Source organism: Bradyrhizobium sp. BRP23 (assembly GCF_020194135.1).
In the GTDB taxonomy this organism is placed as follows: domain Bacteria; phylum Pseudomonadota; class Alphaproteobacteria; order Rhizobiales; family Xanthobacteraceae; genus Bradyrhizobium; species Bradyrhizobium yuanmingense.
Map to the genome: position 1 here is coordinate 360,935 of NZ_JADYVW010000006.1, position 26,089 is coordinate 387,023.

Here is a 26,089-nt window from a genome sequence, read left to right on the forward strand (position 1 = left end):
ACGGCCAGCTTGGGATGCCGCGGAGCTCTCGCATGTCCGGCGTCGGCCTCAGCACGATCATTTCGTGACCGCGGCAATCTTCGAGCAAGATCTCCGCTATCGAACCCCGTGGCAGAAATTCATTGTCGGTACGGAGAGCGCGGATGCGAAGGAGTGGATGACGACGACATGCCCGCTGGACAGCGAGGCGCTAAGATCGGCCGGATGGTGAACGACCTTTACGCAACAGCAAGCTGCCCGTCTGGATCGCCATGATCGCGACGGAGTTACACTGGAGGGTATGACTCCCGCACCCTTGATTGGTTCCCTCCCGGGTGCATGTAGGCTAGAGGATAGCGCGTCAGACGTTCGCGAAAACCCCTCGTCCGCAGGCTTGGAGATAATAAGCATCATGAATCCCGTCAAAGAACTGGAAAAGCACGGACAGGCGGTCTGGCTCGACTTCCTGGCCCGCGGCTTCATCGCCAAGGGCGACCTGAAGCGGCTGATCGACACCGACGGCGTCAAGGGCGTCACCTCCAACCCGTCGATCTTCGAGAAGGCAATCGGCAGCTCGGACGAATATGACGCCCCGATCGGCAAGGCGCTGAAGCGCGGCGACCGCACCGTGGCCGACCTGTTCGAGGCCGTCGCGATCGAGGACATCCAGAACGCCGCCGACGTGCTGCGCCCGGTCTATGACCGCCTCAAGGGCGGCGACGGCTATGTCAGCCTGGAGGTCTCCCCCTATCTCGCAATGGACACATCGGGCACGATCGCGGAGGCGCGGCGGCTCTGGAAGGACGTCGGTCGCAAGAACCTGATGGTGAAGGTGCCGGCGACGCCGGAGGGCCTGCCGGCGATCGAGCAGCTGATCAGCGAGGGCATCAGCATCAACATCACGCTACTGTTCTCCAAGGCCGTCTATCTCGAGGTGGCCGAGGCCTACATCGCCGGTCTCGAGACCTACGTCGCCGGCGGCGGCGATCCGTCGCATGTCGCCAGCGTCGCCAGCTTCTTCGTCAGCCGGATCGACTCGGTCGTCGACAAGCAGCTGGACGAGAAGATCGCCCGCGCCAACGATCCGTCCGAGAAGGAACGTCTCGCCGCGCTCAAGGGCAAGGTGGCGATCGCCAACGCCAAGCTCGCCTATCAGGACTACAAGCGCCTGTTCGCAGGCCCGCGCTGGGAGAAGCTCGCCGCCAAGGGCGCCAAGCCGCAGCGCATGCTGTGGGCCTCCACCGGCACCAAGAACAAGGACTACAGCGACGTCCTCTATGTCGAGGAGCTGATCGGCCCCGACACCATCAACACCGTGCCGCCGGCAACGCTGGATGCGTTCCGCGATCACGGCAAGCCGCGCGACAGCCTGGAGGAGAACGTCGAGGACGCGAAGCGCGTGCTGGAGGAGCTGGAGCGCTCCGGCATCTCGCTCGATGCGATTGCCGAGGAGCTGGTCAAGGACGGCGTCAAGCTGTTTGCGGATGCCGCCGACAAGCTCTACGGCGCCGTCGCCCACAAGCGCGCCGTCGTGCTCGGGCCCGCACTCGACCGCCAGCAGCTCTCGCTGGGCGACGGGCTCGGCAAGGCGCTGGCCAAGACCACGGAGGAATGGCGGGCGTCGGCCAAGATCCGCAGGCTGTGGCAGCGCGACAAGTCGGTCTGGACCGGCGCGGACGAGGACAAATGGCTGGGCTGGCTCGACAGCCCGGCGAAGGCCGACATTGCCGATTACGAGGACTATGCGGGCCGCGTGAAGAGCCAGAAATTCTCCGACGCCGTCGTGCTCGGCATGGGCGGCTCCAGCCTCGGACCCGAGGTGCTGGCGGAGACCTTCGGCAAGAAGCCCGGCTTCCCCAAGCTGCACGTGCTCGACTCCACCGACCCGGCGCAGGTGCGGGCGATGGAGGCGAAGATCGACATCGCCAACACCGTGTTCATCGTCTCCAGCAAGTCCGGCGGCACCACCGAGCCGAACGCGATGAAGGACTATTTCCACGAGCAGGTTGCCAAGGCGGTGGGTGCAAAGGTGAAGACCGGCCATCGCTTCATCGCGGTGACCGACCCCGGCTCGTCGCTGGAGAAGGCGGCGAAGCAGCTGAACTACGCCCGCATCTTCCATGGCGAGCCCTCGATCGGCGGACGCTATTCGGTGCTCTCGCCCTTCGGCTTGGTGCCGGCGGCAACCGCGGGCATCGACGTCAAGAGCTTCGTCAAGCATGCGCTGGCGATGGCCCGCTCCTGTGGCCCCGATGTGCCGCCGTCCGAAAACCCGGGCGTGCAGCTCGGCCTTGCCATAGGTCTCGCGGGACTCGAAGGCCGCGACAAGGTGACGATCCTGGCGTCGAAGAAGATCGCCGATTTCGGCGCCTGGGCCGAGCAGCTGATCGCGGAATCGACCGGCAAGGAGGGCAAGGGCCTGATCCCGATCGAGGGCGAGCCGCTGGGCGATCCCTCCGTCTACGGCAACGACCGCTTCTTCATCGACATCCGCGTCGAAGGCGAAGCGGACGCCGCACACGATTCCCAGCTTGCCGCGATCGAGGCGGCGGGTCACCCCGTGGTGCGCATCGTCATGAAGTCGATCGAGCATCTCGGCCAGGAATTCTTCCGCTTCGAGATGGCAACCGCCGTGGCCGGCAGCATTCTCGGCATCAACCCGTTCGACCAGCCGGACGTCGAAGCGGCCAAGATCAAGACCCGCGAGCTCACCGCCGCGTTCGAGAAGACCGGCAAGCTGCCGGCGGAAGAGCCGGTGGTCAGCACCAAGGAAGCCGATCTCTACACCGACGAGGCCAATGCCACGGCGCTACGCGCCGCCGGCGCCAATGGCGATCTCGGCTCCTGGCTGAAGGCGCATCTGTCGCGATCCAGCGACGGAGACTACGTCGCCCTGCTCGGCTACATCGCGCGCGACAAGGCCACGATCGACGCGCTTCAGGCCATGCGCCTCGAGGTGCGCGAGAAGCGGCATGTCGCGACCTGCGCCGAGTTCGGCCCGCGCTTCTTGCACTCGACGGGACAGGCCTACAAGGGCGGGCCCGACAGCGGCGTCTTCCTCCAGATCACCGCCGATGACGCCAAGGACCTGCCTGTGCCGGGCCAGAAGGCGAGCTTCGGCGTGATCAAGGCGGCGCAGGCCCGCGGCGATTTCGACGTGCTGACGGAACGCGGCCGGCGTGCGCTGCGGGTGCACCTGAAGGGCGGGCTCAAGAAAGGCCTTGCCGCGCTCAATGCAGCGCTCAACGACGCGCTGAACTAAAGGAATAATGCAGATGCAACTCGGCATGATCGGCCTCGGCCGAATGGGCGGCAACATCGTTCGCCGCCTGATGCGCCACGGGCATTCGACGGTGGTCTACGACAAGGACGCCAAGGCCGTCGCGGGCCTTGCCGCCGACGGCGCGGTCGGCTCGGCGACGCTGGAAGAGTTCGTCGCCAAGCTGGAGCGGCCGCGCACGGCCTGGGTGATGCTGCCGGCAGGACGCATCACCGAGACCACGATCGAGACGATCGCCGGCGTGATGCAGGAAGGCGACGTCATCATCGACGGCGGCAACACCTTCTGGCAGGACGACGTCCGCCGCGGCAAGGCGCTGAAGGCGCGCGGCATCCATTATGTCGATGTCGGCACCTCAGGCGGGGTTTGGGGGCTCGACCGCGGTTACTGCATGATGATCGGCGGCGAGAAGCAGGTGGTCGACCGGCTCGATCCGATCTTCGCGGCGCTCGCGCCGGGCGCCGGCGACATTCCGCGCACGCCGGGGCGCGAGGGCCGCGATCCCCGCGTCGAGCAAGGCTACATCCACGCCGGGCCCGTCGGCGCCGGCCATTTCGTCAAGATGATCCACAACGGCATCGAATACGGCCTGATGCAGGCCTATGCCGAAGGTTTCGACATCCTCAGGAACGCCAATATCGACGCCTTGCCGGCAGATCATCGCTACGATTTCGATCTCGCCGACATCGCCGAAGTGTGGCGGCGCGGCAGCGTGATCCCATCCTGGCTGCTCGACCTCACCTCGACGGCACTCGCCGACAGTCCGCAACTGTCGGAATATTCCGGCTTCGTGGAGGATTCCGGCGAAGGCCGCTGGACCGTGAATGCGGCGGTCGACGAGGCCGTGCCGGCCGAGGTTTTGACCGCGGCGCTCTACACACGTTTCCGTTCCCGCAAGGAACACACCTTCGCCGAAAAAATTCTCTCGGCGATGCGTGCAGGGTTCGGCGGGCACAAGGAGCCGACGCAGCCGGGCGCGGCGAAGCCGAAGAACGCGTAAACCAAGCGAAGGCCGACCATTCGTGACAAAAGACCCGCAGCCAAAGCGCAAGCCGGAAAATTGCGCCTTCGTCATCTTCGGCGTCACCGGCGATCTTACCCATCGCCTAGTGATGCCCTCGCTCTACAACCTGGCGGCCGAGCATCTGTTGCCGGAGAAATTCTGCGTCGTCGGCGTCGCCCGCAGGGGCCAGTCGGATGAGGAGCTGCGCGACAGCCTGCTGAAGGGCTTGCGGCAATTCGCGACGCGCCCGGTGGACGACGACATCGCGACGAGGCTTTTGGAATGCGTGACCTTCGTCGAGGCCGACGCAAAGGATCCGCCCTCCTTCGATCGCCTGCGCGAGCATCTGGATTCGCTGGAATGCGCGCAGGACACCGGCGGCAACCGGCTGTTCTATCTGGCAACCCCGCCGGCCGCGTTCGCGCCGACCGCGCGGGAGCTCGGCCGCACCGGCATGATGAAGGAGAACGGCGCCTGGCGGCGGCTCGTGATCGAAAAGCCGTTCGGCACCGACCTCGCCTCGGCCCGCGCGCTGAATGCCGAACTCTTGAAGATCATGGACGAGCACCAGATCTACCGGATCGATCATTATCTCGGCAAGGAAACGGTGCAGAACATCCTGGTGCTGCGCTTTGCCAACGGCATGTTCGAGCCGATCTGGAATCGCAACCACATCGACCACATCCAGATCACCGTCGAAGAGAAGCTCGGGGTCGGCCACCGCGGCGGCTTCTATGATGCTACCGGCGCGCTGCGCGACATGGTGCCGAACCACCTGTTCCAGCTGATGTCGCTGGTCGCGATGGAGCCTCCCGCCCGCTTCGACGCACATTCCGTACGCTCCGAGAAGGCGGACGTGCTGACATCGATCCAGCTGCCCAGCCGGGAGGACGCACTGAAGAATTCGGTGCGCGCGCAATATCTCGCGGGCCGCAGCGGCGACGACGAGATCACGGACTATCGCAAGACCGCGGACGTCAAGCCCGACAGCACCACCGAGACCTTTGTCGCGCTCAAGCTGATGATCGACAATTGGCGCTGGGCCGGCGTGCCGTTCTACTTGCGCACCGGCAAGGCGCTCGGCCACAAGCGCACCGAAGTCGCGATCAAGTTCAAGCAGGCGCCGCTGTCGATGTTCTCAGGGACGGACGTCGACCGCCTGTCGCAGAACTTCCTCACCATCGGCATCGCCCCGACCGAGAGCATCGAGCTGCAGTTCAACGCCAAGATCCCGGGGCCGAGCATCACCATCGACGGCGTCGAGATGAAGTTCCGCTATGGCGACTATTTCCGCGCGGATCCCTCGACCGGCTATGAGACGCTGATCTACGACTGCATGATCGGCGACAACATCCTGTTCCAGCGCGCCGACGGCATCGAGGCCGGCTGGCAGGCCGTGCAGCCGTTCCTGGACGCCTGGAAGAGCGCGGGCAGCAACGGCATCGAAACCTATGAAGCCGGCAGCGACGGCCCTGCCTGCGCCGACGAGCTGCTCCGGCGCGACGGCCGAAGCTGGCGGAAGTACTCGTGATGGCTCCGGCCGAGCAGCCGAAGCTGATCGTCGAGGCCGATGCCGAAGCTCTCGCCCGCGCCGCGGCCGAACGCGTGATGGCGCGGATCGCGGCCAATGCCGGCCGCATCGCGATCTGCCTCACCGGCGGCTCCAGCCCGAGGAAGCTGTATCAGTTGCTCGGCAGCGAGGCCTGGCGCGGCAGGATTCCGTGGGAGCGCGTGCACTGGTTCATCGGCGACGAGCGCTTCGTGCCCGAAAGCGATCCCCTCAACAACATGGCGGTCGCCCGCGCGACCTTTCTCGATCGCCACGCGCCCGCCGGCCATATTCACCCGATCCCGACCACAGCCGACAATCCCGATGCCGCTGCGGAAGCCTACGCGCGTGAGCTGCAGGCCTTCTATGGCGGAGACCAGCTCGATCCCGCACGTCCGCTGTTCGATCTCGTCCTGATGGGCGCAGGACCGGACGGCCACACCGCCTCGCTGTTTCCCGGTTACCCCGAGATCGAGGAGACCCGACGCTGGGTCGTCGGCGTTCCCAAGGCGAACGTTGCGCCGTTCGTGCCGCGGGTCTCGCTCACCCTGCCCGCTTTGGCCTCCTGCCGCGAGATGCTGTTCGAGATTGCCGGGCACGACAAGCGGCCGATCTTGACGCGCCTCTGCAATGGCGAGAATCTGCCGGCCTTGCGCGCGCGCTCGAACGGCGAGACCGTCTGGCTGGTCGACAAGGCCGCGCTTCCGGAGGACATTCGTGGGCCGCGCTGAAGCACCCTGTGCATTGATCGTGATGGGCGTGTCGGGCTCGGGCAAGAGCACGGTCGCGAAGGCGCTCGGCGAGCGCCTCGGCTGGCGGTTCGAGGACGGCGACAGCTTCCATCCCGCCAGCAATGTCGAGAAGATGCGGGCCGGACATCCCCTCACCGACGAAGACCGCTGGCCCTGGCTGAATGCCATCGCCGACGAAATCGCGCGGGTCTGCGGCCGCGGCGAGCACGTCATCATCGCCTGCTCGGCGCTGAAGCACACCTATCGCGACGTGCTGCTGCGCGGACGCGATGACGTCCGCTTCGTGTTCCTGAAGGGCACCAAGGAGCTGATCGCCGAGCGGCTCGCGCAGCGCAAGGGGCACTTCATGCCGCCCGGACTGCTCGCCAGCCAGTTCGAGACGCTGGAGCCTCCGGAGCCGGGCGAGCACGTCATCACCGTCTCGATCGACGAGACCGTCGAGGCGATCGTAGACGGCATCGTGCGGCAGCTCAAACTGGGCGGCGCAACACCCAAGGTTCTGCCATGACCCAAATCTCACTCGTGGTCTCCGACGTCGACGGCACGCTGCTGACCAAGGACAAGACGCTGACGGAGCGCGCGAAGAACGCCGTGCAGCGGCTGCACCAGGCTGGCATCGGTTTCACCATCACCTCCAGCCGTCCGGCGATCGGCATGCGCTTCTTGATCGAGCCGCTGGCGCTGTGGCTGCCGGTTGGGCCGTTCAACGGCTCCTCGATCGTCGATCCCGAGATGCGGCCGGTCGAGCAGCACCTGATTCCAGCGCGCGCGGCCGAGCGCACCTTGCAGATCCTCCGCGACTACGGCGCCGACGTCTGGCTGTTCACCACCGACAAATGGCTGATCGACAATCCCAGCGGCAGCTACGTCGCGCACGAGCGGCACACGATCCGCTCCGATCCGACGATCGTGACTGACTTCACGCCCTACCTTGCCAGCGCCTGCAAGATCGTCGGCGCCAGCGCCGACGCGGCCCGGCTCGAGGCGTGCGAGAAGGTGATGCAGGAAGCCCTCGGCAGCGCGGCGACCGCGGTGCGCTCGCAGACCTATTATCTCGACATCACCCCGCCGGGCTTCAACAAGGGCACATTCGTGCAAGCGATGGCCAGGCGCCTCGGCATCTCCACCGACGCGGTCGCCACCATCGGCGACATGCAGAACGACCTCGCCATGTTCCGCGTCAGCGGCACCTCGATCGCCATGGGCAACGCCGCCGACAACGTCAAGGACGAGGCGACGCACGTCACTGCGACCAACGAGCAGGACGGCTTTGCCGAGGCGATGGAGATGATCTTGACGCGGAATGGGGTGGGCTAAAGCGGAATGGCTTAGATTGACTCGATTGCCACGGGCTCGGTGCAACCTCTCCCGCTTGCGGGAGAGGTCGCGCCGAAGGCGCGGGTGAGGGCTTTCTCCTCTAGGGGGCTATCCCATTGCGGAGACACCCTCTCCCCAACCCTCTCCCGCAAGCGGGAGAGGGAGTGCACCGTGCTCGTGGCGGCAAAAGCGCCTGACGGCGCTTCCTACTACTTCGACCGCTGCACTGCCGGCTTCTCGCTGCCCTGCCTTGCCGCCGATAAATTGTGCGCCGTGTTGATCAGCGCGATGTGGGTCAGCGCCTGCGGGAAATTGCCGGTCTGGCGGCGGGCCACGGAATCGTATTCTTCGGCCAGTAGCCCGACGTCGTTGGCGATGCCGACCACGCGGTCAAGCAGAACTTGCGCCTTGTCGAGATCGCCCGACAGCACGTAGGCATCGGCGAGCCATAGCGTGCACGCCAGGAAGGCGCCTTCGAGCGGCGGCTGGTCCGGGGGCAGCTCGCGCGGGTCGTGCCGCAGCACGAAACCGTCGCGCATCAGGCATTTTTCGGCCGCGGCGATGGTGCCGCGGATGCGCGGGTCGTCCGCCGGCAGGAACCCGACGGCGGGCAGCAGCAGCACGCTGGCGTCGAGCATCTTCGAGCCGTAGGACTCGACGAACGAATTCTCCTCCGCATCGAATCCCCTGTTGCAGACATCGCGATGGATGGCTTCGCGTAGCGCACGCCAGTGCAGCAGCGGCGCCTTGAAGCCGAAGGTCTCGGCGCTCTTGATGCCGCGGTCGAAGGCGACCCAGGTCATCACCTTGGAGAAGACGTAGTGCTTGGGCTGGCCGCGCCGCTCCCAGATGCCGTGGTCGGGCCGGTCCCAGACTTCGGCCAGATGATTGAGCACGGCGCATTCCAGCGCCCAGGTCGTCTCGTCGTCGAGCTTGAGCCTCGCCATGCGCGACTGGTGGAAGGCGTCGATCAATTCGCCGTAAACATCGAGCTGGAGCTGCGCGTGGGCGGCATTGCCGACGCGCACCGGCTGCGCACCCTCATAACCGTCGAGCCAGCCCGCCTCCCATTCCAGGAGGCGCCTCTGGCCCCAGATGCCGTACATGATCTGCATGTTCGCCGGGGAGCCGGCGGCCGCGCGCAGCAGCCAATTGTGCCAGGCCAGGGCTTCCTCGGTGTAGCCCGAGTTCATCAGCGCCAGCAGCGTGAAGGTGGCATCGCGCAGCCAGCAGAAGCGATAGTCCCAGTTCCTGCTGCCTCCGAGCTTCTCCGGCAAGGAGGTGGTGGGTGCCGCGACGATGCCGCCGGTCGGCGCGAAGGTCAGCGCCTTCAGCGTGATCAGCGAACGCAGGACCAGCTCCTGATAGTCGCCGTCACGGGTGCAATGGCCGCACCAGTCCTCCCAGAATTTTTCGGTCTCCTGAAGCGCCAGCTCCGCATCGATCGGCGCAGGCGGGGCGAGATGCGAGGGACCGTAAGTCAGCACGAATGGCACGGTCTCGCCTTCCTTCACCTCGAAATCCGAGACGGTGGTCAGATCCTCGCCGCGGGTCTCGACCGGAGTGCGCAGCACCGTCATGTCCTGGCCGGCGATGGCCATCAAGGAATGGTCGATCCGCCGCACCCAGGGAATATCCGCGCCGAAGCCGAAGCGGATGACGAGCTCCATCCGCATCTTCACGGTGCCACGGATGCCGCGGACCAGCCGCACGATGTCGGACGCCTTGCCGCGTAGCGGCATGAAATCGATCAGCGCGACGGTGCCGTTCTTCGTCTCGAACCGCGTTTCGAGGATGAGGGTGTTGCCGAGATAGCGCCGCGAGATGGAGGTTGCGGCCTCGCTCGGCGCGACCAGCCAGCGGCCGTTTTTGTGGGTACCGAGGATGGCGGCGAAGCAGGCGTCGGAATCGAAGGCCGGCCAGCACAGCCAGTCGATCGAGCCGTTGCGCCCGACCAGCGCCGCGGTCTCGCAATCGCCGATCAGCGCATAGTCCTCGATCCTCTGAGCCAATGTCGTGCGAGCCTGGCAAGTCCCGGCGGCTCAATTCCCGCCGGGCAATGAACGTTCCCGTGTCGCAGCCTTCAAAGCTGCGAGATCGATCTTGGACGCGATCTTGTCGAGCGCGACCGGCAGGCGCTGGCGCCAGTTCGGATGCTCGTCGATCGTGCCGGGAATGTTGGGCTGGTCGATCACGCCGAGCAGATCCTCCATCGACACCGCGAGCAGCCGTGACGGCGTGCGCGACAGGAAGGCCAGCACAGAGTAGAGATCATTGGCGCTGATGCCGTTCTGGCGCAGGATCTCGTCGAGCCCGCCGAGCGCATCCCAGCGCGCCTGGTCGTTCTCGCCGGGATCGAGCCCGAGCGAGCGCTTCATCTTGAGATCGCTGAAAGAGCGCCAGCCGGCATAGGTCGACAGGTCATGCGTATTCAGCGTCACCAGCGCATTGGGCCGGTAATGGTCGACATTGCGGAAATGGCCGGCATCGTCGCGCTCGAACATCATGACGAGATAGGACCAGATGCCGAAATCCTGCATCATCTCGCGGAAACCTTCCGGCACGGTGCCGAGGTCCTCGCCGATCACGATGCATTTGTGGGCTGCGCTCTCGCGCGCCACGGCGGCCAGCAGCGCCTCGAACGGCATCTGCACATAGGCGCCGTTGTCGGGCTTGAAGCCGCGCGGCACCAGATAAAGCCGTTTCAGGCCGAGCACGTGATCGAGCCGGATGGCTCCGGCATGGCGCATCGACGCCGCCAGCATGTCGGCGAACGGGACGAAGGATTGCGCTTCCAGCCCACCGGCGTTGAAGCCGGCAAGACCCCAGTCCTGGCCGATGGTGTTGAGCACGTCGGGCGGCGCACCGACCGCGAGATGACGCGAGATCGCCGTCTGCTCGTTCCAGGCATCGAAGCCGTTGGACTGAACGCCGACGGCGACGTCGAGATAGAGCCCGACCCGCATGCCGAGCTGGCCGGCCAGCTCCTTGGCCGCATGCAGCTGGCTGTCGGCCGTCCATTGCACGAATTCGACGAACTCGACCTCGCGCCTGTCCGCGCCATTGCGCAGCTCGGCGAATTTCGCCTCGTCCGGCTGCTGCCATTCCGCCGGCCATTCCCACCAGGGTCCTGCGAAGCGATGCCGCAGCACCTCGAAACAGGCAAAGCAGGACAACAGCGGCGCGCGCTCCGCCCGGAAGGCGTCAAACGCCTTGCGACGCGCCGCGCTCGCGCTTGTCACGAAGCTGTTAAAGGCGGCGCGCAGGCCCAGCCATTTCAGCGCCGCCATGTCGGTATAAGGGACGCGGTCGCCCTCGCGCAGACGGGCGGCGGTCGCGGCGGCGTCGGGCACGAGGTCGGCGGAGAATTCAGGGATCGCCTCGACGTCGATGTAGAGCGGGTTGAGGAAAAGCCGGCTGTTCGGCGAATAGGGGCTGCAATCGGCCGGGTGATCGTCGAACAGGACATGCAGCGGATTGAGCCCGACGCCGTCGGCCCCGAGTTGCTTGGCGAGCCGGACGAGGCCAGCGAGATCGGTGAAATCGCCGATGCCCCAATTGCGATTCGAACGGACGCTGTAGAGCTGCACGGCGAGCAGCCAGCCGCGGTCGAAATCGCCGCCGAAGCAGCGCTCGGGCGCCACGATCATCGGCACGTCTTCGCTCGCGCCTTCGGCATCGGTCAGCGTCAGGCGGTGATACCCGAGCGCCAGGCCCGCGGGCCAGGCGATCACGGGCTCGCGCGTCTCGCCTGCCGCGATCACCTTGCCGTTGCCGACGATTTTCCATTGCAGCGGTGGTGTGCCAACCGACGCCAATTCCGTGCGCGGGCGTCCGAGCGCACGCACCACGACCGGCCCGCTGACGAAGCGATAGACCCGCTTCTCCGGCAGGGCGTCGAGGATGGATTTGAGGGCCTCGGGCGCGGTGACCCGCAGCTTGCCGAGGGCATCGATGAATTCGGATTGAACGCCCTTGATGCGGGCTTGAGCTAAAAGATCCATTCGGCACGCAGCTTGCAGGCCATTGTTTGGCCAGGGGCTTCGATATTAGCGAGATCGCGGAAGAGGTTAGTCAGGGGTAACTCGCAAACTGCGCTTGCCGTTCCCGAGGGAACCAATGACACACAAGCGGCTTTCTATCATGGTACCAAGCGTGGGTTCCCGACAAGGGAAACGGGCTCCTGCTTTCTTGTCAATGGCATCACCGTGAACAAGACAATTCAAACTGTCGAGAGTGCCGCGGCCGGCAGCGCTTTCCTGATCGAGGACGTCTATCCCGCGATCGACGGCGGCCGTTTCGCCGTGAAGCGGATCGCGGGCGAGCCGTTCGAGGTCTGGGCCGACATCTACCGCGATGGCGAAGCCGTGATATCAGCCGCGCTGATCTGGCGAGGAGAGCAGGAGCGCGAATGGCGGAGCGAGCCGATGACCCATCACGGCAATGACCGCTGGTCCGGCGCGTTCACGCCCCCCGAGCCCGGCCAATATGTCTACGCGATCGAAGCCTGGACCGACGAGTTCGCCACCTGGTCGCACGCCGCCGCGCGAAAGCGGCGCACCGGGGCCGATGTCAGCCTCGATGCGATCGAGGGCGCCGGGCTTTTGACCAAGGCGCATGGCGCGCGGCAGGACGCCGCAGCAATCATCATCAGGCAGTGCGAGGACTATTTGAGGAACGGCGACATCACCTCGCTGCTCGCAACCGAGCTCGGCGAAGCCATGGCCGAGAGCCAGTCGCGGCCGGACCTGACGCGTTCGCCATTCTTCCCGCTAGCCGCCGACCGCGACAAGGCGCGCTTCAGCACCTGGTATCAGATGATGCCGCGCAGCCAGAGCGCATTGCCGGGCCGGCATGGCACCCTGCGCGACTGCATCGCGCGCGTGCCTGACATCGCCGCGATGGGCTTTGACGTGCTCTACTTCACGCCGATCCACCCGATCGGCAAGACCAGCCGCAAGGGCCGCAACAATGCGCCGGTGGCCCGTGAAGGTGATCCCGGCTCGCCCTATGCGATCGGCTCGGCCGAGGGCGGCCACGATGCGCTGCATCCGGAGCTCGGCACGATCGAGGACTTCCGCGCGTTGGTCGCCACATGTCTTGAATATGGGCTCGAGCTTGCGCTGGACTTCGCGGTGCAGTGCTCGCCGGATCATCCCTGGCTGACGCAGCATCCGGAATGGTTCAAATGGCGGCCCGACCGCTCGGTGAAGACGGCGGACGGCCCCTATTCCGACATCGTTATCCCCGACTTCAATTCGGTCGATCGCGTCGGGCTGTGGAATGCGTTTCGCGACGCCATGCTGTTCTGGATCGACAAGGGTGTAACCATCTTCGCCATCGACAATCACGACACCGCGCCGCTCGCGTTCTGGGAGTGGCTGATCCGCGATATAAGCCGCCGTCATCCCGACGTGATCCTGTTCTCCAAGACCTATGCACGGCCAAAGCTGATGAAGGGCCTCGCCAAGCTCGGCTTTTCGCAGTCCTTCACATACTTTCCCTGGCGCACGGAAAAGTGGGAGCTGGAGCAATATCTCGGCGAGCTGACGCGCTATCCCGAACGCGATTTCTACCGTCCGAACATGTTCGTCAACACGCCTGACCTTTTGCCCTTTCACCTGCAGAGCGGAGAGGCCTGGGCCTTCAAGTCGCGGATCGCACTGGCTGCAACGCTCTCGGGCAATTACGGCATCTACAGCGGATTCGAGCTGCTGGAACATGACGCCATTCCCGGCCGCGAAGAATATCTGGATTCCGAGAAGTATCAGATCAGGCAGCGCGACTGGGACAGACCGGGCAACATCAAATCCTACATCGCAGGGCTCAACCGCATCCGCAACGAGAACGCGGCGCTCCAGCAGACCGCGAACTTGCGCTTCCTGGCCATCGAGAACGGTGAGACGATCGCCTTCGCCAAGGAGACGGCCGATCCGGCCAACATTGTCGTCGTCGTGATCGCGCTGTCGCGCCACGTGCGGGAATGCTGGCTGCCGCTCGGCGATCTCACAGTTGACGCCGGAGGACGGCGTCACCATGTGACGACACTCGAAAACCTCCTCACCGGCGAACAGTCTCGCATCGAATGGGGCGGCATCAAGTTGCGTATCGATCCCGACCGCGATCCGGCACTTCTGTTCCGCTGCCTGGCGTAAGGGGTCACGCCATGAATGTTCTGTCTTCCGTCGATACCAAGAAGGCTGAGGCTGCCGAGATCGTGGATGAGCTCTGGTACAAGGACGCCATCATCTACCAGCTCCACGTCAAGGCCTTCGCCGACAGCAACAATGACGGCATCGGCGACTTCGCCGGCCTGACCGAGCGGCTGCCCTATCTGCAGGAGCTCGGCGTCACTGCGCTGTGGCTGCTGCCGTTCTACCCTTCGCCCGGCCGCGACGACGGCTACGACATCGCCGATTACGGCGCGGTCAATCCCGATTTCGGGACGATGAAGGACTTCAAGCGGTTCATCCAGGAAGCGCAGAAGCGGGGCTTGCGCGTCATCACCGAGCTCGTCGTCAACCACACCTCGGACCAGCACAAATGGTTCAAGCGCGCGCGGCGCAGCCATCCGGGCTCGAGCGCGCGCAACTGGTATGTCTGGAGCGACACGGACCAGAAGTACCAGGGCACGCGGATCATCTTCACCGACACCGAGAAGTCGAACTGGACCTGGGATCCGGAGGCCGGCGCGTTCTACTGGCACCGCTTCTTCTCGCACCAGCCCGATCTCAATTTCGACAATCCGCGCGTTGTCAGCGCCATCATCCAGGTGATGAAGCGCTGGCTCGATGCCGGCGTCGACGGCTTCCGGCTCGATGCCATTCCCTATCTGTGCGAGCGCGAGGGCACCTCGAACGAGAACCTGCCCGAGACGCATGCGATCATCAAGCGCCTGCGCCAGGAGCTGGACGCGTATTCCAAGGGCAAGCTGCTGCTGGCCGAGGCCAATCAATGGCCGGAGGACGTGCAGGAATATTTCGGCCGTGGCGACGAGTGCCACATGGCCTACCATTTCCCCTTGATGCCGCGCATCTACATGGCGATCGCCCAGGAAGACCGCTTCCCGATCACCGACATCCTGCGCCAGACGCCGGATATCCCGGCGAGCTGCCAATGGGCGCTATTCCTGCGCAATCATGACGAGCTGACGCTGGAGATGGTCACCGACGTCGAGCGCGACTATCTCTGGACCACCTACGCCAACGATCCCCGCGCGCGCATCAATGTCGGCATCCGCCGGCGCCTTGCGCCGCTGATGGACAACGACCGGCGCAAGATCGAGTTGATGAACTCGCTGCTGCTGTCGTTCCCGGGCACGCCGATCATCTATTACGGCGACGAGATCGGGATGGGCGACAACATCTATCTCGGCGACCGCAACGGCGTCCGCACGCCGATGCAGTGGAGCCCGGACCGCAACGGCGGCTTCTCGCGCTGCGACCCCGCCCGCCTCTACGCGCCGCTGATCATGGATCCCGTTTACGGCTATGAATCCGTCAACGTGGAGGCGCAGTCGCGCAGCCTGTCCTCGCTGCTCAGCGCCACCAAGCGGCTGATCTCGGTGCGGAAGTCGACGCTCGCCTTCGGCCGCGGCACCATGACCTTCATCCGCCCGGCCAACCGCGCCGTGCTCGCCTATGTCCGCCAATACCGCGACGAGGTGATCCTCTGCGTCGCCAATCTGTCGCGCGCCGCGCAGGCCACCGAGCTCGACCTGTCGCCGTGGAAGGACCGCATCCCGCAGGAGATGCTCGGCCGCACGCGCTTTCCCGCCATCGGCGAATTGCCCTACATGATCACGCTGGGGCCGTACGGCTTCTACTGGTTCCAGCTGCAGGAGCGCGACAAGTCCGAGCCGGTGGTGCCGCGCGCGGTGCCGGAATTCGAGACGCTGGTCGTGCCGGTGAACTCGAACTGGGTCTCGCTCGCCCGCGAGCGCGGCGTGTTCGAGCGCGACGTGCTGCCGGGCTTCCTGTCACGGACGCGCTGGTATCCCGAGAACAATCCCAAGCACATCCGGACCACGCTGACCTCGGCGGTGCCGTTCAGCGACATCGGCGACAACAGACCCTGGATCGCGTTCTTCGAGACGACGCGGGACGAGGTGACGACGCGGTACGTGATGCCCATGCAGATCGAATGGGTGCGTTTCGACCGCGAACGCTTCAACCCGAAGGCGCTCGCCGCCGTCCGCCAGGGCGCACGCGAAGGCACGCTCCTCGACGTCGCGACCGAGCAGATCTTCATCGGTCTGTTCTTACGAGGGCTGTCGCAAAACCTGGTCGTGGACGAGAACAATCTGCGGCTCGAGTTCAAGGCGACCAGCCGTTTCGCCGACTACACCATCAAGGAGCCCGAACGCATCCGCACCATCGAACAGTCGAACAGTACCGCGCTGGTCGACAACAAGTACGTTGCCAAGATCTATCGGCGGCTGGAAAGCGGCATCAGCCCTGAGATCGAGATCGGCTACTATCTCACCGAGGTCGCCCGCTTTGCCAATACGCCGGCGCTGCTCGGCAGCGTCGAGCTGGTCGACGGCAACCAGCGCAGCGCGCTCGGCGTGCTGCATGCCTATGTCGAGAACCAGGGCGACGGCTGGACCGTGACGACCGGATATCTCGACCGCTATATCGACGAGCAGCGCGTGGCGCCCGCCGATGAGATGCCGCGCGAAACCCAGGAGCAGGCGCCCTATCTGCATTTCATCGCGCAGATCGGCCGGCGGCTCGCCGAGCTGCATGTCGCTCTCACCGCGGCAGAGCCCGCCGATCTCGCCCCGGAGCCGATCGACTCCGCCCAGATCAAGGCTGCGCTCTCCGACCTCAAGGCGCGTGCCGAGCGGATTCTCGAGCTGCTTGCCGACAGCCGCGACGGGCTGCGGGAGATGGACCGGCCCCTGATCGACCGGCTCATCGCTGCACGCGCGGACCTGTTCGACCGCCTCAATGCGCTCTTGCCATCCGAGATCGGCGGGTTGAACATCCGTCATCATGGCGACTTCCGGCTCGGGCAAACTCTGATCGTGAAGGACGATATCTTCATCATCGACTTCGACGGCGATCCGCGTGTGCCGCTGGCCAACAAGCGCCGCAAGGCGCCGGCCGCGCGCGACGTCGCCGGCCTGATCCATTCCATCGACCTTTCTGTGAACGTGGCGCTGAGCCGCGCGCTCACGGGTGCTTCCGACGAGCAGGACCGGCTCGCGGCCGCCCTCGACGAATGGCGCGAGCGCGCCACCGCGACCTTCCTGTCCGCCTACCGCGAAGCCATGACCGATCGGAGGCTGTGGCCGGACGATCGGTCCTGCGCGGAAGGCCTGTTGAGATTTTTCCTGCTGGATCGAGCGTTCCACGACGTAGAGTACGAGCTGTCCCGCCGGCCTGAGGGACTCCATGCGCCGCTGACCGGACTGCTTCGCATTCTGTCAAGTGCCGAGAGCGAAGCCCATGCCTAAACTGCCTGCAGAAGCCTATGCGATCATCGAAGGCCGCCACTCCGACCCCTTCCACTATCTCGGGCTGCATCCCGAGGGCGGAAAGAGCGTTGTCCGCGCGTTTCTGCCCGAGGCCACCAATGTCGAGGCAGTCGGCGACCATGGCGAGGTCGCGCCGCTCGATCGCGTCCACGATTCCGGCCTGTTCATCGGCGCCCTGCCCAACGGCTCGAAGCACTACCAGCTGCGCGCGAAGTTCGGCAACGACGTGGTCGAGTTCGAGGATGCCTACCGTTTTCCGCCGATCCTGACCGATTTCGACCTCTATTTGCTCGGCGAAGGCACCCATCAGCGCCTCTACGACAAGCTCGGCGCGCATCCGATGCGGCTCGAGGGCGTCGACGGCATCGGCTTCGTGGTGCTCGCGCCGAACGCGCGGCGCGTCTCCGTGGTCGGCGACTTCAACTACTGGGACGGGCGGCGCCATCCGATGCGGGTGCGCGGCAACGGCTATTGGGAATTGTTCATCCCGCATGCGAAGGCCGGCGATCACTACAAGTTCGAAATCGTCGGACCGCATGGTCATCTGCTGCCGCTGAAATCCGATCCGATGGCATTTGCCAGCGAGCTGCGGCCGAAGACGGCCTCGATCGTGTTCGACGAAGCGCGCCTGCCGCGACCGCGCCCGGCGCCTGAAGGCGTCAACGCATTGTCGGCGCCGATGTCGATCTACGAGGTGCATCTCGGCTCGTGGCGGCGCAAGGACAACAATGAATGGCTGACCTATCGCGAGCTGGCCGAGCAGCTGCCGGCCTATGCCCGCGACATGGGCTTCACCCATCTCGAATTCCTGCCCGTGAACGAGCATCCGTTCGATGGCTCCTGGGGCTATCAGCCGACCGGCCTCTATGCGCCGACCAGCCGTTTCGGCGGCCCCGAGGATTTTGCCGCCCTGATCGATGCCTGCCACCGCGAAGGCATCGGGGTGCTGCTCGACTGGGTGCCGGGCCACTTCCCCGACGATCCGCACGGGCTCGGCCATTTCGACGGCACCGCGCTCTACGAGCACGCCAACCCGCTGCAGGGCCGCCACCTCGACTGGGGCACGCTGATCTACAATTACGGCCGCACCGAAGTGACGAACTTCCTGGTGTCGAATGCGCTGTTCTGGATGGAGCGTTACGCCATCGACGGTCTGCGCGTCGATGCGGTCGCGTCCATGCTCTATCTCGACTACAGCCGGCCGCCCGATGCCTGGATCCCGAACCAATATGGCGGGCGGGAGAACATCGAGGCAATCAACTTCCTGCGCCGCTTCAACACGGAAGTCTTCGCCCGCTTCCCGCAGGCAACCACCGCCGCCGAGGAGTCCACCGCCTGGCCCCAAGTCTCGCGCCCGGTCGAGTTCGGCGGGCTCGGCTTCGGCTACAAGTGGAACATGGGCTGGATGCACGACACGCTGAACTACATCAGCAAGGATCCGATCCACCGCAAGCATCACCACGGCGAGATCCTGTTCGGCCTGCACTATGCGTTCTCGGAGAACTTCATCCTGCCGCTGTCGCATGATGAGGTCGTGCACGGCAAGCGCTCGATCCTCGGCCGCATGCCCGGCGACGAGTGGCAGCGCTTTGCCAATTTGCGCGCCTATTACAGCTTCATGTTCGGCCACCCCGGCAAGAAGCTCTTGTTCATGGGCGCCGAGATCGCGCAGAGCCGCGAATGGAATCACGATCAGTCGCTCGACTGGCACCTGCTCGAATACAAGGTCCATTCCGGCGTCCAGGCCTTGATCCGCGACCTCAACCGGCTCTATCGCGCGGTTCCGGCGCTGCACCAGATGGATTGCGAGCAGGCCGGCTTCGAATGGCTGATCACCGATGATGCCAACCGCAACGTCTTCGCCTGGCTGCGCAAGGGATTCGACGAGCACGCGCGGTGTCTCGTCATCGTCAACTTCTCGCCTAACGTCTACCAGAACTATCGCGTTCGCGTGCCCTTCGGCGGCAAGTGGAAGGAAGTTCTCAACTCCGATTCCGCCCATTACGGCGGCAGCAATGTCGGCAATGTCGGCGAGGTCCATGCCGAGGGCGGCGAGCTGCGCCTCACCATTCCGCCGCTGGCTGCGATCTTTCTCGTTCCGGAAAGCTGATCGATGCGCCTGACTGCCGGATCGCCCGCACGGCTCGGCGCAAGCTGGGACGGACGCGGTACCAATTTCGCGCTGTTCTCCGCCAACGCGCAGAAGGTCGAGCTCTGCCTGTTCGACACCCAAGGCCGCCGCGAGCTCGAGCGCATCGAGCTGCCCGAGAAGACGGAGGATGTCTGGCACGGCTATCTCAACGACGTCGCGCCGGGCCAGCTCTACGGCTTTCGCGTGCACGGCCCCTACGAGCCCGAGCACGGCCATCGCTTCAACGCCAACAAGCTGCTGCTCGACCCCTACGCCAAGCGGCTTGCCGGGCGCTTGGTCTGGAGCGATGCGCATTTCGCCTACCGCACGGGAAGCCCGCGCGAGGACCTGTCCTTCGACCGGCGCGACAATGCGCGCGGCATGCCCAAGGCCGTCGTGGTCGACGAGACCTTCAACTGGGGCCGCCGCGAGATCCGGCCGAATATTCCCTGGGAAGACACGATCATCTACGAGGCCCACGTCAAGGGCCTGACGCAGAAGCGCGAGGACGTTCCGCCGAATCTGCGCGGCACCTATGGCGGCCTGTCATCGCCCGCGATGATCGAGCACCTCAAGAAGCTCGGCGTCACCACGGTCGAGCTGCTGCCGGTGCACAGCTTCGTCGACGACCGCATCCTGGTGGAAAAGAAGCTCGCCAATTACTGGGGCTACAACACGCTGTCGTTCTTTGCGCCTGAGCCACGCTACGCCCAGGACAACGCACTCGATTCCTTCCGCACTACGGTGGCGCGGCTGCACGATGCCGGCATCGAGGTGATGCTCGACGTCGTCTACAACCACACCGCCGAGGGAAATCATCTCGGTCCGACGCTGTGCTATCGCGGCATCGACAACGCCTCCTATTATTGGTTGAACCGCGAGAACCCGCGCTATTACGACGACTTCACCGGATGCGGCTCGTCGGTGAACCTCGCCCATCCGCGCGTGCTGCAGATGGTGATGGATTCCCTGCGCTACTGGGTCGAGGTCTGTCATGTCGACGGCTTCCGCTTCGACCTCGCCACCACGCTGGCGCGCGGGCCGAACGGTTTTGACCGCGGCAGCTCGTTCCTCACCGCGATCCGGCAGGATCCGGTGCTGGCTGCCGTCAAGCTCGTCGCCGAGCCGTGGGACCTCGGCCTCGGCGGCTACCAGGTCGGAGCCTTTCCCTCGCAATGGTCGGAATGGAACGACCGCTATCGCAGCGCCATGCGCCGCTACTGGAGCGGTGAAGGCAGCCTGATCGGCGACATCTCCAGCCGAATGACCGCATCCTCCGACTTGTTCAACCACGACGGACGGCGGCCGCGCGCCAGCATCAACCACATCACCGTCCACGACGGCTTCACGCTCGCCGACCTCTTCAGCTACAACGAGAAGCACAACGAGGCCAACGGCGAGGACAATCGCGACGGCTCCAACGACAATCACAGCAACAATTGCGGCGTCGAGGGCCCGACCGATGATCCTGGCATCATCAACCTGCGCCGCCAGCTGCGCAAGAACGTGCTGGCCTGCCTGATGCTGGCCCAGGGCGTTCCGCTGATCCTCGCCGGCGACGAGGTCGGCAACTCGCAATCTGGCAACAACAACGCCTATTGCCAGGACAACGAGGTCGGCTGGGTCGGCTGGGACAATCTCGGCAAGGACGGCGACGACATGATCGACTTCGTTGCCCATCTCGCCGACATCCGCCGCCGTTTCTCACAGTTGCGCAGCCATCGCTGGCTCGACGGCCGCCCCAAGGACGGCGTCTCCTACGGCGCATTGTGGCTGACGCCCGCCGGCAACGAGATGACGGAGAGTGACTGGACATTCCCGGATGGGCGGTTTCTCTCCTATGTGATGGGCCCGATGGAACCGGGCGGCGCTGCGATCTTTATCGTACTGAACGCCGCTCCCGAAGAGATCGCATTCAAATTGCCCAAAATGACCGAATACAAGCGCTGGCAGCAGATCCTGAACACGACCGATGCCAAGCTGAATACGATCGACTTCCTGCCCGGGAGCGACAGCAAGGCGCCGCCGCGCTCCATGCTCGCCTTCGCAGGCGCACTATGAGGCCATCCTTCGGGGCGAGGCCGACCAAGGACGGCGTGTCGTTCCGGCTGTGGGCGCCGGCCGCGCGCCGCGTCGATCTCCTGCTCGACCGCAGGCACGCGATGCAGCGCCGGCAGGATGGCTGGTTCGTCGCCGAGATCGCCGGCTTGTCATCTGGCAGCAAGTACAAGTTCAGGATCGACGACGACATCGACGTGCCGGATCCCGCTTCGGCCTTCCAGCCCGACGACGTGTTCGGCCCGAGCGAGGTGATCGATCACGATGCCTTCGTCTGGCGCGCACGCGATTGGCGCGGCCGTCCCTGGGAAGAGACGGTGCTGGTCGAGACCCATGTCGGCACCTTCACGTCCGAAGGCAGCTATCGCGCCATGATCGACAAGCTCGATCACCTCGCCGCGACCGGCATCAATGCGGTGGAATTGATGCCGCTCGCCGATTTCGCAGGCCGCCGCGGCTGGGGCTATGACGGCGTGCTGTGGTATGCGCCGGACAGCGCCTATGGCCGGCCCGAAGACCTGAAGACGCTGATCGACGAGGCGCATCTGCGCGGGCTGATGGTGTTCCTCGACGTCGTCTACAATCATTTCGGCCCGGAAGGAAACTATCTCGGCCGTTACGCGCCGACCTTCTTCACCGATGCGCACACGCCGTGGGGCAGCGCGATCGATTATCGCGTGCCGCAGGTGCGAGCCTTCGCCGTCGAGAATGCGCTGTCCTGGCTCGGCGACTACCGCTTCGATGGCCTCAGACTCGACGCCGCCAACCACATCATGGCTGTCCCGGGCGAGCAGTCCATGCTGCAGGACCTCAGCGTTGCCACCGGCGAGCTCGCCAAGGCCACGGGACGCCACATCCATCTCGTGCTGGAGAACGGCGACAACCGCGCCAGCCTGCTCGATGCCGCGCAGGAGCCGCCGAACGGCAAATATCGCGGGCAGTGGAACGACGATTATCATCACGTCTGGCACGTGATGCTGACCGGCGAGCATGCCGGCTACTATGGCGATTACCAGACGCCGCGCCTGGATCTGGCACGCGCTCTCGCCTCCGGCTTCGTCTATCAGGGCGAGATCTCGGAATTCTGGGGCAAGAAGCCGCGCGGCGAGCCGAGCGGCCAGCTGCCGCCGGCGACCTTCGTCAATTTCCTGCAGAACCACGACCAGATCGGCAATCGCCCGCTGGGCGAGCGGCTGGAAAGCCTGGCATCGCCACAGCAGATCGAGGCCGCGCTCGCGCTCACCCTGCTCGCGCCGATGGTGCCGATGCTGTTTCAGGGCGAGGAATGGGGCTCGACGGTCCCCTTCCCGTTCTTCTGCGATTTCCAGGGCGAACTCGCCGATGCCGTGCGCAAGGGCCGCAAGCGCGAATATGCCTGGGCTTACGAGAAATACGGCGACGAGGTGCCCGACCCGCTCGATCCGGCAACGCTGCAATCGGCCGTGCTCGACTGGACCGGCCGCACGCCGCAACAGGATGCGCGGCTCGCGCTGGTGCGTGAGTTGCTCGGCGTCCGTCGCAAGCAGATCGTGCCGCGGCTGAAGGGCGCAAGCTTCGGTGATGCCGAGGCGGCCGACAACGGCCTCGTCACCGCACATTGGCGCATGGGCGACGGCACCACGTTGCGTCTTGTCGCCAACCTGTCGGATCATGAGATCACCTCCAGCGTCAGCGCGGGCACGCCGATCTGGGGCGGCGGAGCCGGCGAGCGGCTCACGCCCTGGTCGGTGGTTTGGCGCCTCGGAGGTTAGAATGCCTCCCGCCATTCCGCTCGCGACCTACCGGCTCCAGCTCACCGCGGATTTCGATTTCGACAAGGCCGCCGCGGTCGTTCCTTATCTCAAGGCGCTGGGCATCACCCATCTCTACGCCTCGCCAGTGATGAAGGCCCGCAAAGGCTCGACCCATGGCTATGACACGGTCGATCACGGCCAGTTCAATCCCGAGCTCGGCGGTGAGACCGGCTTTGCGCGGCTGAGCCAGGCGCTTCAGCAGCACGATCTCGGGCTCATCATCGATTTCGTCCCCAACCATGTCGGCGTGCATTTTGCCGACAATCCGTGGTGGCTCGACGTGCTGGAATGGGGCCAGGCCTCGCCGCACGCGGCGTCCTTCGACATCGACTGGGACCAGCTGGCCTACCGCGCCCGCGGCGGCGTGCTGCTGCCGATCCTCGGCGCGTCCTACGGCGAGGCGCTGGAGCGCGGCGATATCGAGCTGCGCTACGACCCCGACGAAGGAACTTTTTCCGCCTGGTATTTCGAGCACCGCTTACCGATCGCGCCGGAGCGCTATGGCGAGATGCTGCGGATTGTCGTCAAGGAGGCGGACGCGGCGGAAACGGAGCCCGGCAAGCGCCTGCTGTCGCTCGCGACCCGCACCACAGGGCTGCGGCGCCCCAATCGCAAGGAAGCTCCCGGCTTCAAGTCCGAGCTCAAGGAGATCGCAGGCGCCGCCGACATCATCAAGCGCGGCCTTGCCGCCTATCGCGCCGGCAAGGACCGCCCGGCACAGACGTTGACGCTGCATCATCTCCTCGAGCGCCAGCACTACAAGCTCGGGCACTGGCGGCTTGCTTCCAGCGACATCAATTATCGCCGCTTCTTCGACGTCAACGGCCTCGCCGGCCTGCGCGTCGAGGACGCGAGCACGTTTGCCGCTACGCACCGGCTGGTGAAGCAGCTCATCGCCGACGGCAAATTGCAGGGAATCCGGCTCGATCACATCGACGGCCTGCGTGACCCGGCCCAGTATTGCCAGCGATTGCGCCGCCTGGTGCGCGACGCGCAGGGCAACGCAAAGCCCTTCTACACCGTGATCGAGAAGATCCTCTGCGAGCACGAACGCCTGCCGCATTTCGCCGGCGTCCAGGGCACCACCGGCTACGAGTGGATGAATGTCATCACCCACGTGCTGGTCGATCCCAGGGGACTGGAGGCGCTGGACGAGACCTGGCGGCAGATCAGCAACCGGCCGCCGCGGCTTGTGCCTTACGTCAAGGACGCCAAGCGGCGGGTGCTGGAGACGCTGCTCACCAGCGAGTTCACCGTGCTGACGCGCCTGCTCGCGCGCATCGCCAACGGCCATTATTCGACGCGCGACTTCTCGGCCGACAGCCTGCGGCAGGCGCTCGAGCTCTATGTGCTGCATTTCCCGGTCTATCGTACCTACCTGACGCATAGTGGCCCGACCGCAGCGGACCGCAAGCTGATCGACGACACCATCGCGCGCGCCCGCCGCGACTGGTTCGCCGCCGACGAAGGCATCTTCGACTTCCTGCGCGATGCCTTGACCATGGACCTGCTCAAGCCGGGCCGCCCGCCGCACAGCGCCCCGCGCGTGCGCCGCTTCGCGCTGAAGGTGCAGCAATTCACCGGCCCGATGATGGCAAAGTCGCTGGAGGACACCGCGTTCTATCAATTCCACCGGCTGCTGGCGCTGAACGAGGTCGGCGGCGACCCCGCCAGCACCGGCCTCAGCATTCCCGCCTTCCACCAGGCCATGCTGGCCCGCGCCAGGGAATGGCCGCAAGGCATGACCGCAACCGCCACCCACGACACCAAGCGTGGTGAGGATGCGCGCACGCGCATCGCATCGCTCAGCGAGATTCCCGGTGAATGGACCAGCGCAGTGGCGCGCTGGAAGGTGCTGAACGCGCCGCACCTCACGCTGCACGGCAATTTCCGCGCGCCGTCGGCGACGTTCGAATACATGCTCTACCAGACCCTGCTCGGTGTCTGGCCGGTTCAAGCGCCGGCCGATGCTGGCTTCATCGAGCGCATCCAGGCCTATGCCCTCAAGGCCGCGCGCGAAGGCAAGGAGGAGACGAGCTGGCTCAACCCTCATGAAGCGTATGAGAACGGGATCCGCGATTTCATCGCGAAGATCCTCGACCCCGACCAGTCCGCGGAATTCCTTCAGGCCTTGCAGACGCTGGCGCGCCGCGTCGCGCTGCTCGGCACGCTGAACTCGCTAAGCCAGCTCACGCTCAAGGCGACGCTGCCGGGCGTGCCGGACTTCTATCAAGGCACCGAATTCTGGGACCTGTCGCTGGTCGATCCCGACAACCGCCGCCCGGTCGACTTCGCCGCACGCCACGCGGCGCTGACATCACTGGAAGCGCCGGACTGGAGCGGCCTGATCAAGAGCTGGCCGGACGGCAAGCTCAAGCTGGCCTGGACGCGGCATCTGCTCAAGCTGCGCAACGAGCTGGCCGACGTCTTCGCGCAGGGCGACTACCAGCCGCTTGAGGTACGGGGCGCCCATGCCGACCATGTCATCGCCTTCGCGCGTCGTCATGGCCGCGCCGCCGCGATCGTCGTCGTCGGCCGTCATTTCACGCCGTTCACCCAAGCCGGCCGGGAATGGCCCGCACCCGAAGCTATCGACGCCACCATCGACATCACGGGCTATGCCGTGCCCGGCCTTGCCGGCAACGACTTGCCGCTCGCGCAGGCCTTCCGTGACTGTCCTGCCTTGGTCATCGCGGCCCGAACGGCGAACGCCGTCAGGGCGCCGCGGCAACGCGTGCGCGCCTGA

14 protein-coding genes are annotated in these 26,089 nt (G+C 65.3%); 12 read left to right on the top strand and 2 right to left on the bottom strand.

Going from position 1 to position 26,089, the window contains the following annotated elements; genetic code table 11:
• Window positions 1-391: 391 nt before the first annotated feature.
• Genes I6F24_RS19240 through I6F24_RS19265 form a run of 6 tightly spaced genes read left to right on the top strand, consistent with a single transcriptional unit; the run spans window position 392 to window position 7,880 of the window.
• Window positions 392-3,241, top strand: a complete 2,850-nt coding sequence (locus I6F24_RS19240) for a bifunctional transaldolase/phosoglucose isomerase (RefSeq protein WP_225149129.1) — start codon at window positions 392-394, stop codon at window positions 3,239-3,241.
• Window positions 3,242-3,254: 13 nt separating this feature from the next.
• A complete protein-coding gene (gene gnd / locus I6F24_RS19245; RefSeq protein WP_225149130.1) occupies window positions 3,255-4,259 on the top strand; it encodes a phosphogluconate dehydrogenase (NAD(+)-dependent, decarboxylating) in 1,005 nt (334 codons plus the stop codon).
• A gap of 22 nt (window positions 4,260-4,281) precedes the next feature.
• Window positions 4,282-5,793 carry a glucose-6-phosphate dehydrogenase gene (gene zwf / locus I6F24_RS19250; RefSeq protein WP_225149131.1) on the top strand — a complete coding sequence of 504 codons (1,512 nt, stop codon included), beginning with the start codon at window positions 4,282-4,284 and terminating at the stop codon, window positions 5,791-5,793.
• Window positions 5,793-6,542 (top strand): 6-phosphogluconolactonase, encoded by a 750-nt coding sequence (pgl, locus tag I6F24_RS19255; RefSeq protein ID WP_225149386.1) that lies wholly within the window; start codon window positions 5,793-5,795, stop codon window positions 6,540-6,542. The genes zwf and pgl overlap by 1 nt, the downstream gene beginning before the upstream one ends.
• Window positions 6,529-7,071 carry a gluconokinase gene (locus I6F24_RS19260; RefSeq protein ID WP_225149132.1) on the top strand — a complete coding sequence of 181 codons (543 nt, stop codon included), beginning with the start codon at window positions 6,529-6,531 and terminating at the stop codon, window positions 7,069-7,071. Before pgl ends, I6F24_RS19260 begins: the two co-directional genes overlap by 14 nt.
• The gene (locus I6F24_RS19265) at window positions 7,068-7,880 is read left to right on the top strand and encodes an HAD family hydrolase (RefSeq protein ID WP_225112109.1); all 813 of its coding nucleotides are present in this window, start codon (window positions 7,068-7,070) and stop codon (window positions 7,878-7,880) included. The genes I6F24_RS19260 and I6F24_RS19265 overlap by 4 nt, the downstream gene beginning before the upstream one ends.
• Window positions 7,881-8,089: 209 nt before the next feature.
• Here I6F24_RS19265 and I6F24_RS19270 read toward each other — a convergent pair whose 3' ends face one another.
• Together I6F24_RS19270 and malQ are read right to left on the bottom strand one after the other, a co-directional pair.
• Window positions 8,090-9,892, bottom strand: a complete 1,803-nt coding sequence (locus tag I6F24_RS19270) for a glycoside hydrolase family 15 protein (RefSeq protein WP_225149133.1) — start codon at window positions 9,890-9,892, stop codon at window positions 8,090-8,092.
• Window positions 9,893-9,922: 30 nt separating this feature from the next.
• Window positions 9,923-11,884 carry a 4-alpha-glucanotransferase gene (gene malQ / locus I6F24_RS19275; RefSeq protein WP_225149134.1) on the bottom strand — a complete coding sequence of 654 codons (1,962 nt, stop codon included), beginning with the start codon at window positions 11,882-11,884 and terminating at the stop codon, window positions 9,923-9,925.
• 204 nt (window positions 11,885-12,088) lie between these two features.
• On the opposite strand from malQ, the gene I6F24_RS19280 reads away from it, so the two are divergent.
• The 6 genes from I6F24_RS19280 to treY are packed head-to-tail and all read left to right on the top strand — an operon-like array spanning window position 12,089 to window position 26,089.
• Entirely contained in the window at window positions 12,089-14,035 is a 1,947-nt protein-coding gene (locus I6F24_RS19280; protein WP_225149135.1) for a maltotransferase domain-containing protein, read from the top strand.
• An 11-nt stretch (window positions 14,036-14,046) separates the two neighbouring features.
• A complete protein-coding gene (gene treS, locus I6F24_RS19285; protein ID WP_225149136.1) occupies window positions 14,047-17,340 on the top strand; it encodes a maltose alpha-D-glucosyltransferase in 3,294 nt (1,097 codons plus the stop codon).
• The gene (gene glgB, locus I6F24_RS19290) at window positions 17,333-19,471 is read left to right on the top strand and encodes a 1,4-alpha-glucan branching protein GlgB (RefSeq protein ID WP_225149137.1); all 2,139 of its coding nucleotides are present in this window, start codon (window positions 17,333-17,335) and stop codon (window positions 19,469-19,471) included. Before treS ends, glgB begins: the two co-directional genes overlap by 8 nt.
• A 3-nt stretch (window positions 19,472-19,474) precedes the next feature.
• Window positions 19,475-21,553, top strand: coding sequence for a glycogen debranching protein GlgX (glgX, locus tag I6F24_RS19295; RefSeq protein ID WP_225149138.1), 2,079 nt, complete (start codon window positions 19,475-19,477; stop codon window positions 21,551-21,553).
• The gene (gene treZ / locus I6F24_RS19300; protein ID WP_225149139.1) at window positions 21,550-23,301 is read left to right on the top strand and encodes a malto-oligosyltrehalose trehalohydrolase; all 1,752 of its coding nucleotides are present in this window, start codon (window positions 21,550-21,552) and stop codon (window positions 23,299-23,301) included. Before glgX ends, treZ begins: the two co-directional genes overlap by 4 nt.
• 1 nt (window position 23,302) lies before the next feature.
• Window positions 23,303-26,089 carry a malto-oligosyltrehalose synthase gene (gene treY / locus I6F24_RS19305; RefSeq protein ID WP_225149140.1) on the top strand — a complete coding sequence of 929 codons (2,787 nt, stop codon included), beginning with the start codon at window positions 23,303-23,305 and terminating at the stop codon, window positions 26,087-26,089.

Bases quoted from the DNA above. Each gene is read 5' to 3' on its own strand.
- I6F24_RS19240 (WP_225149129.1), top strand. From the start codon at position 392: ATGAATCCCGTCAAAGAACTGGAAAAGCACGGACAGGCGGTCTGGCTC.
- gnd (WP_225149130.1), top strand. From the start codon at position 3,255: ATGCAACTCGGCATGATCGGCCTCGGCCGAATGGGCGGCAACATCGTT.
- pgl (WP_225149386.1), top strand. From the start codon at position 5,793: ATGGCTCCGGCCGAGCAGCCGAAGCTGATCGTCGAGGCCGATGCCGAA.
- I6F24_RS19265 (WP_225112109.1), top strand. From the start codon at position 7,068: ATGACCCAAATCTCACTCGTGGTCTCCGACGTCGACGGCACGCTGCTG.
- malQ (WP_225149134.1), bottom strand. From the start codon at position 11,884: ATGGATCTTTTAGCTCAAGCCCGCATCAAGGGCGTTCAATCCGAATTC.
- treS (WP_225149136.1), top strand. From the start codon at position 14,047: ATGAATGTTCTGTCTTCCGTCGATACCAAGAAGGCTGAGGCTGCCGAG.
- glgB (WP_225149137.1), top strand. From the start codon at position 17,333: ATGCCTAAACTGCCTGCAGAAGCCTATGCGATCATCGAAGGCCGCCAC.
- glgX (WP_225149138.1), top strand. From the start codon at position 19,475: ATGCGCCTGACTGCCGGATCGCCCGCACGGCTCGGCGCAAGCTGGGAC.
- treZ (WP_225149139.1), top strand. From the start codon at position 21,550: ATGAGGCCATCCTTCGGGGCGAGGCCGACCAAGGACGGCGTGTCGTTC.
- treY (WP_225149140.1), top strand. From the start codon at position 23,303: ATGCCTCCCGCCATTCCGCTCGCGACCTACCGGCTCCAGCTCACCGCG.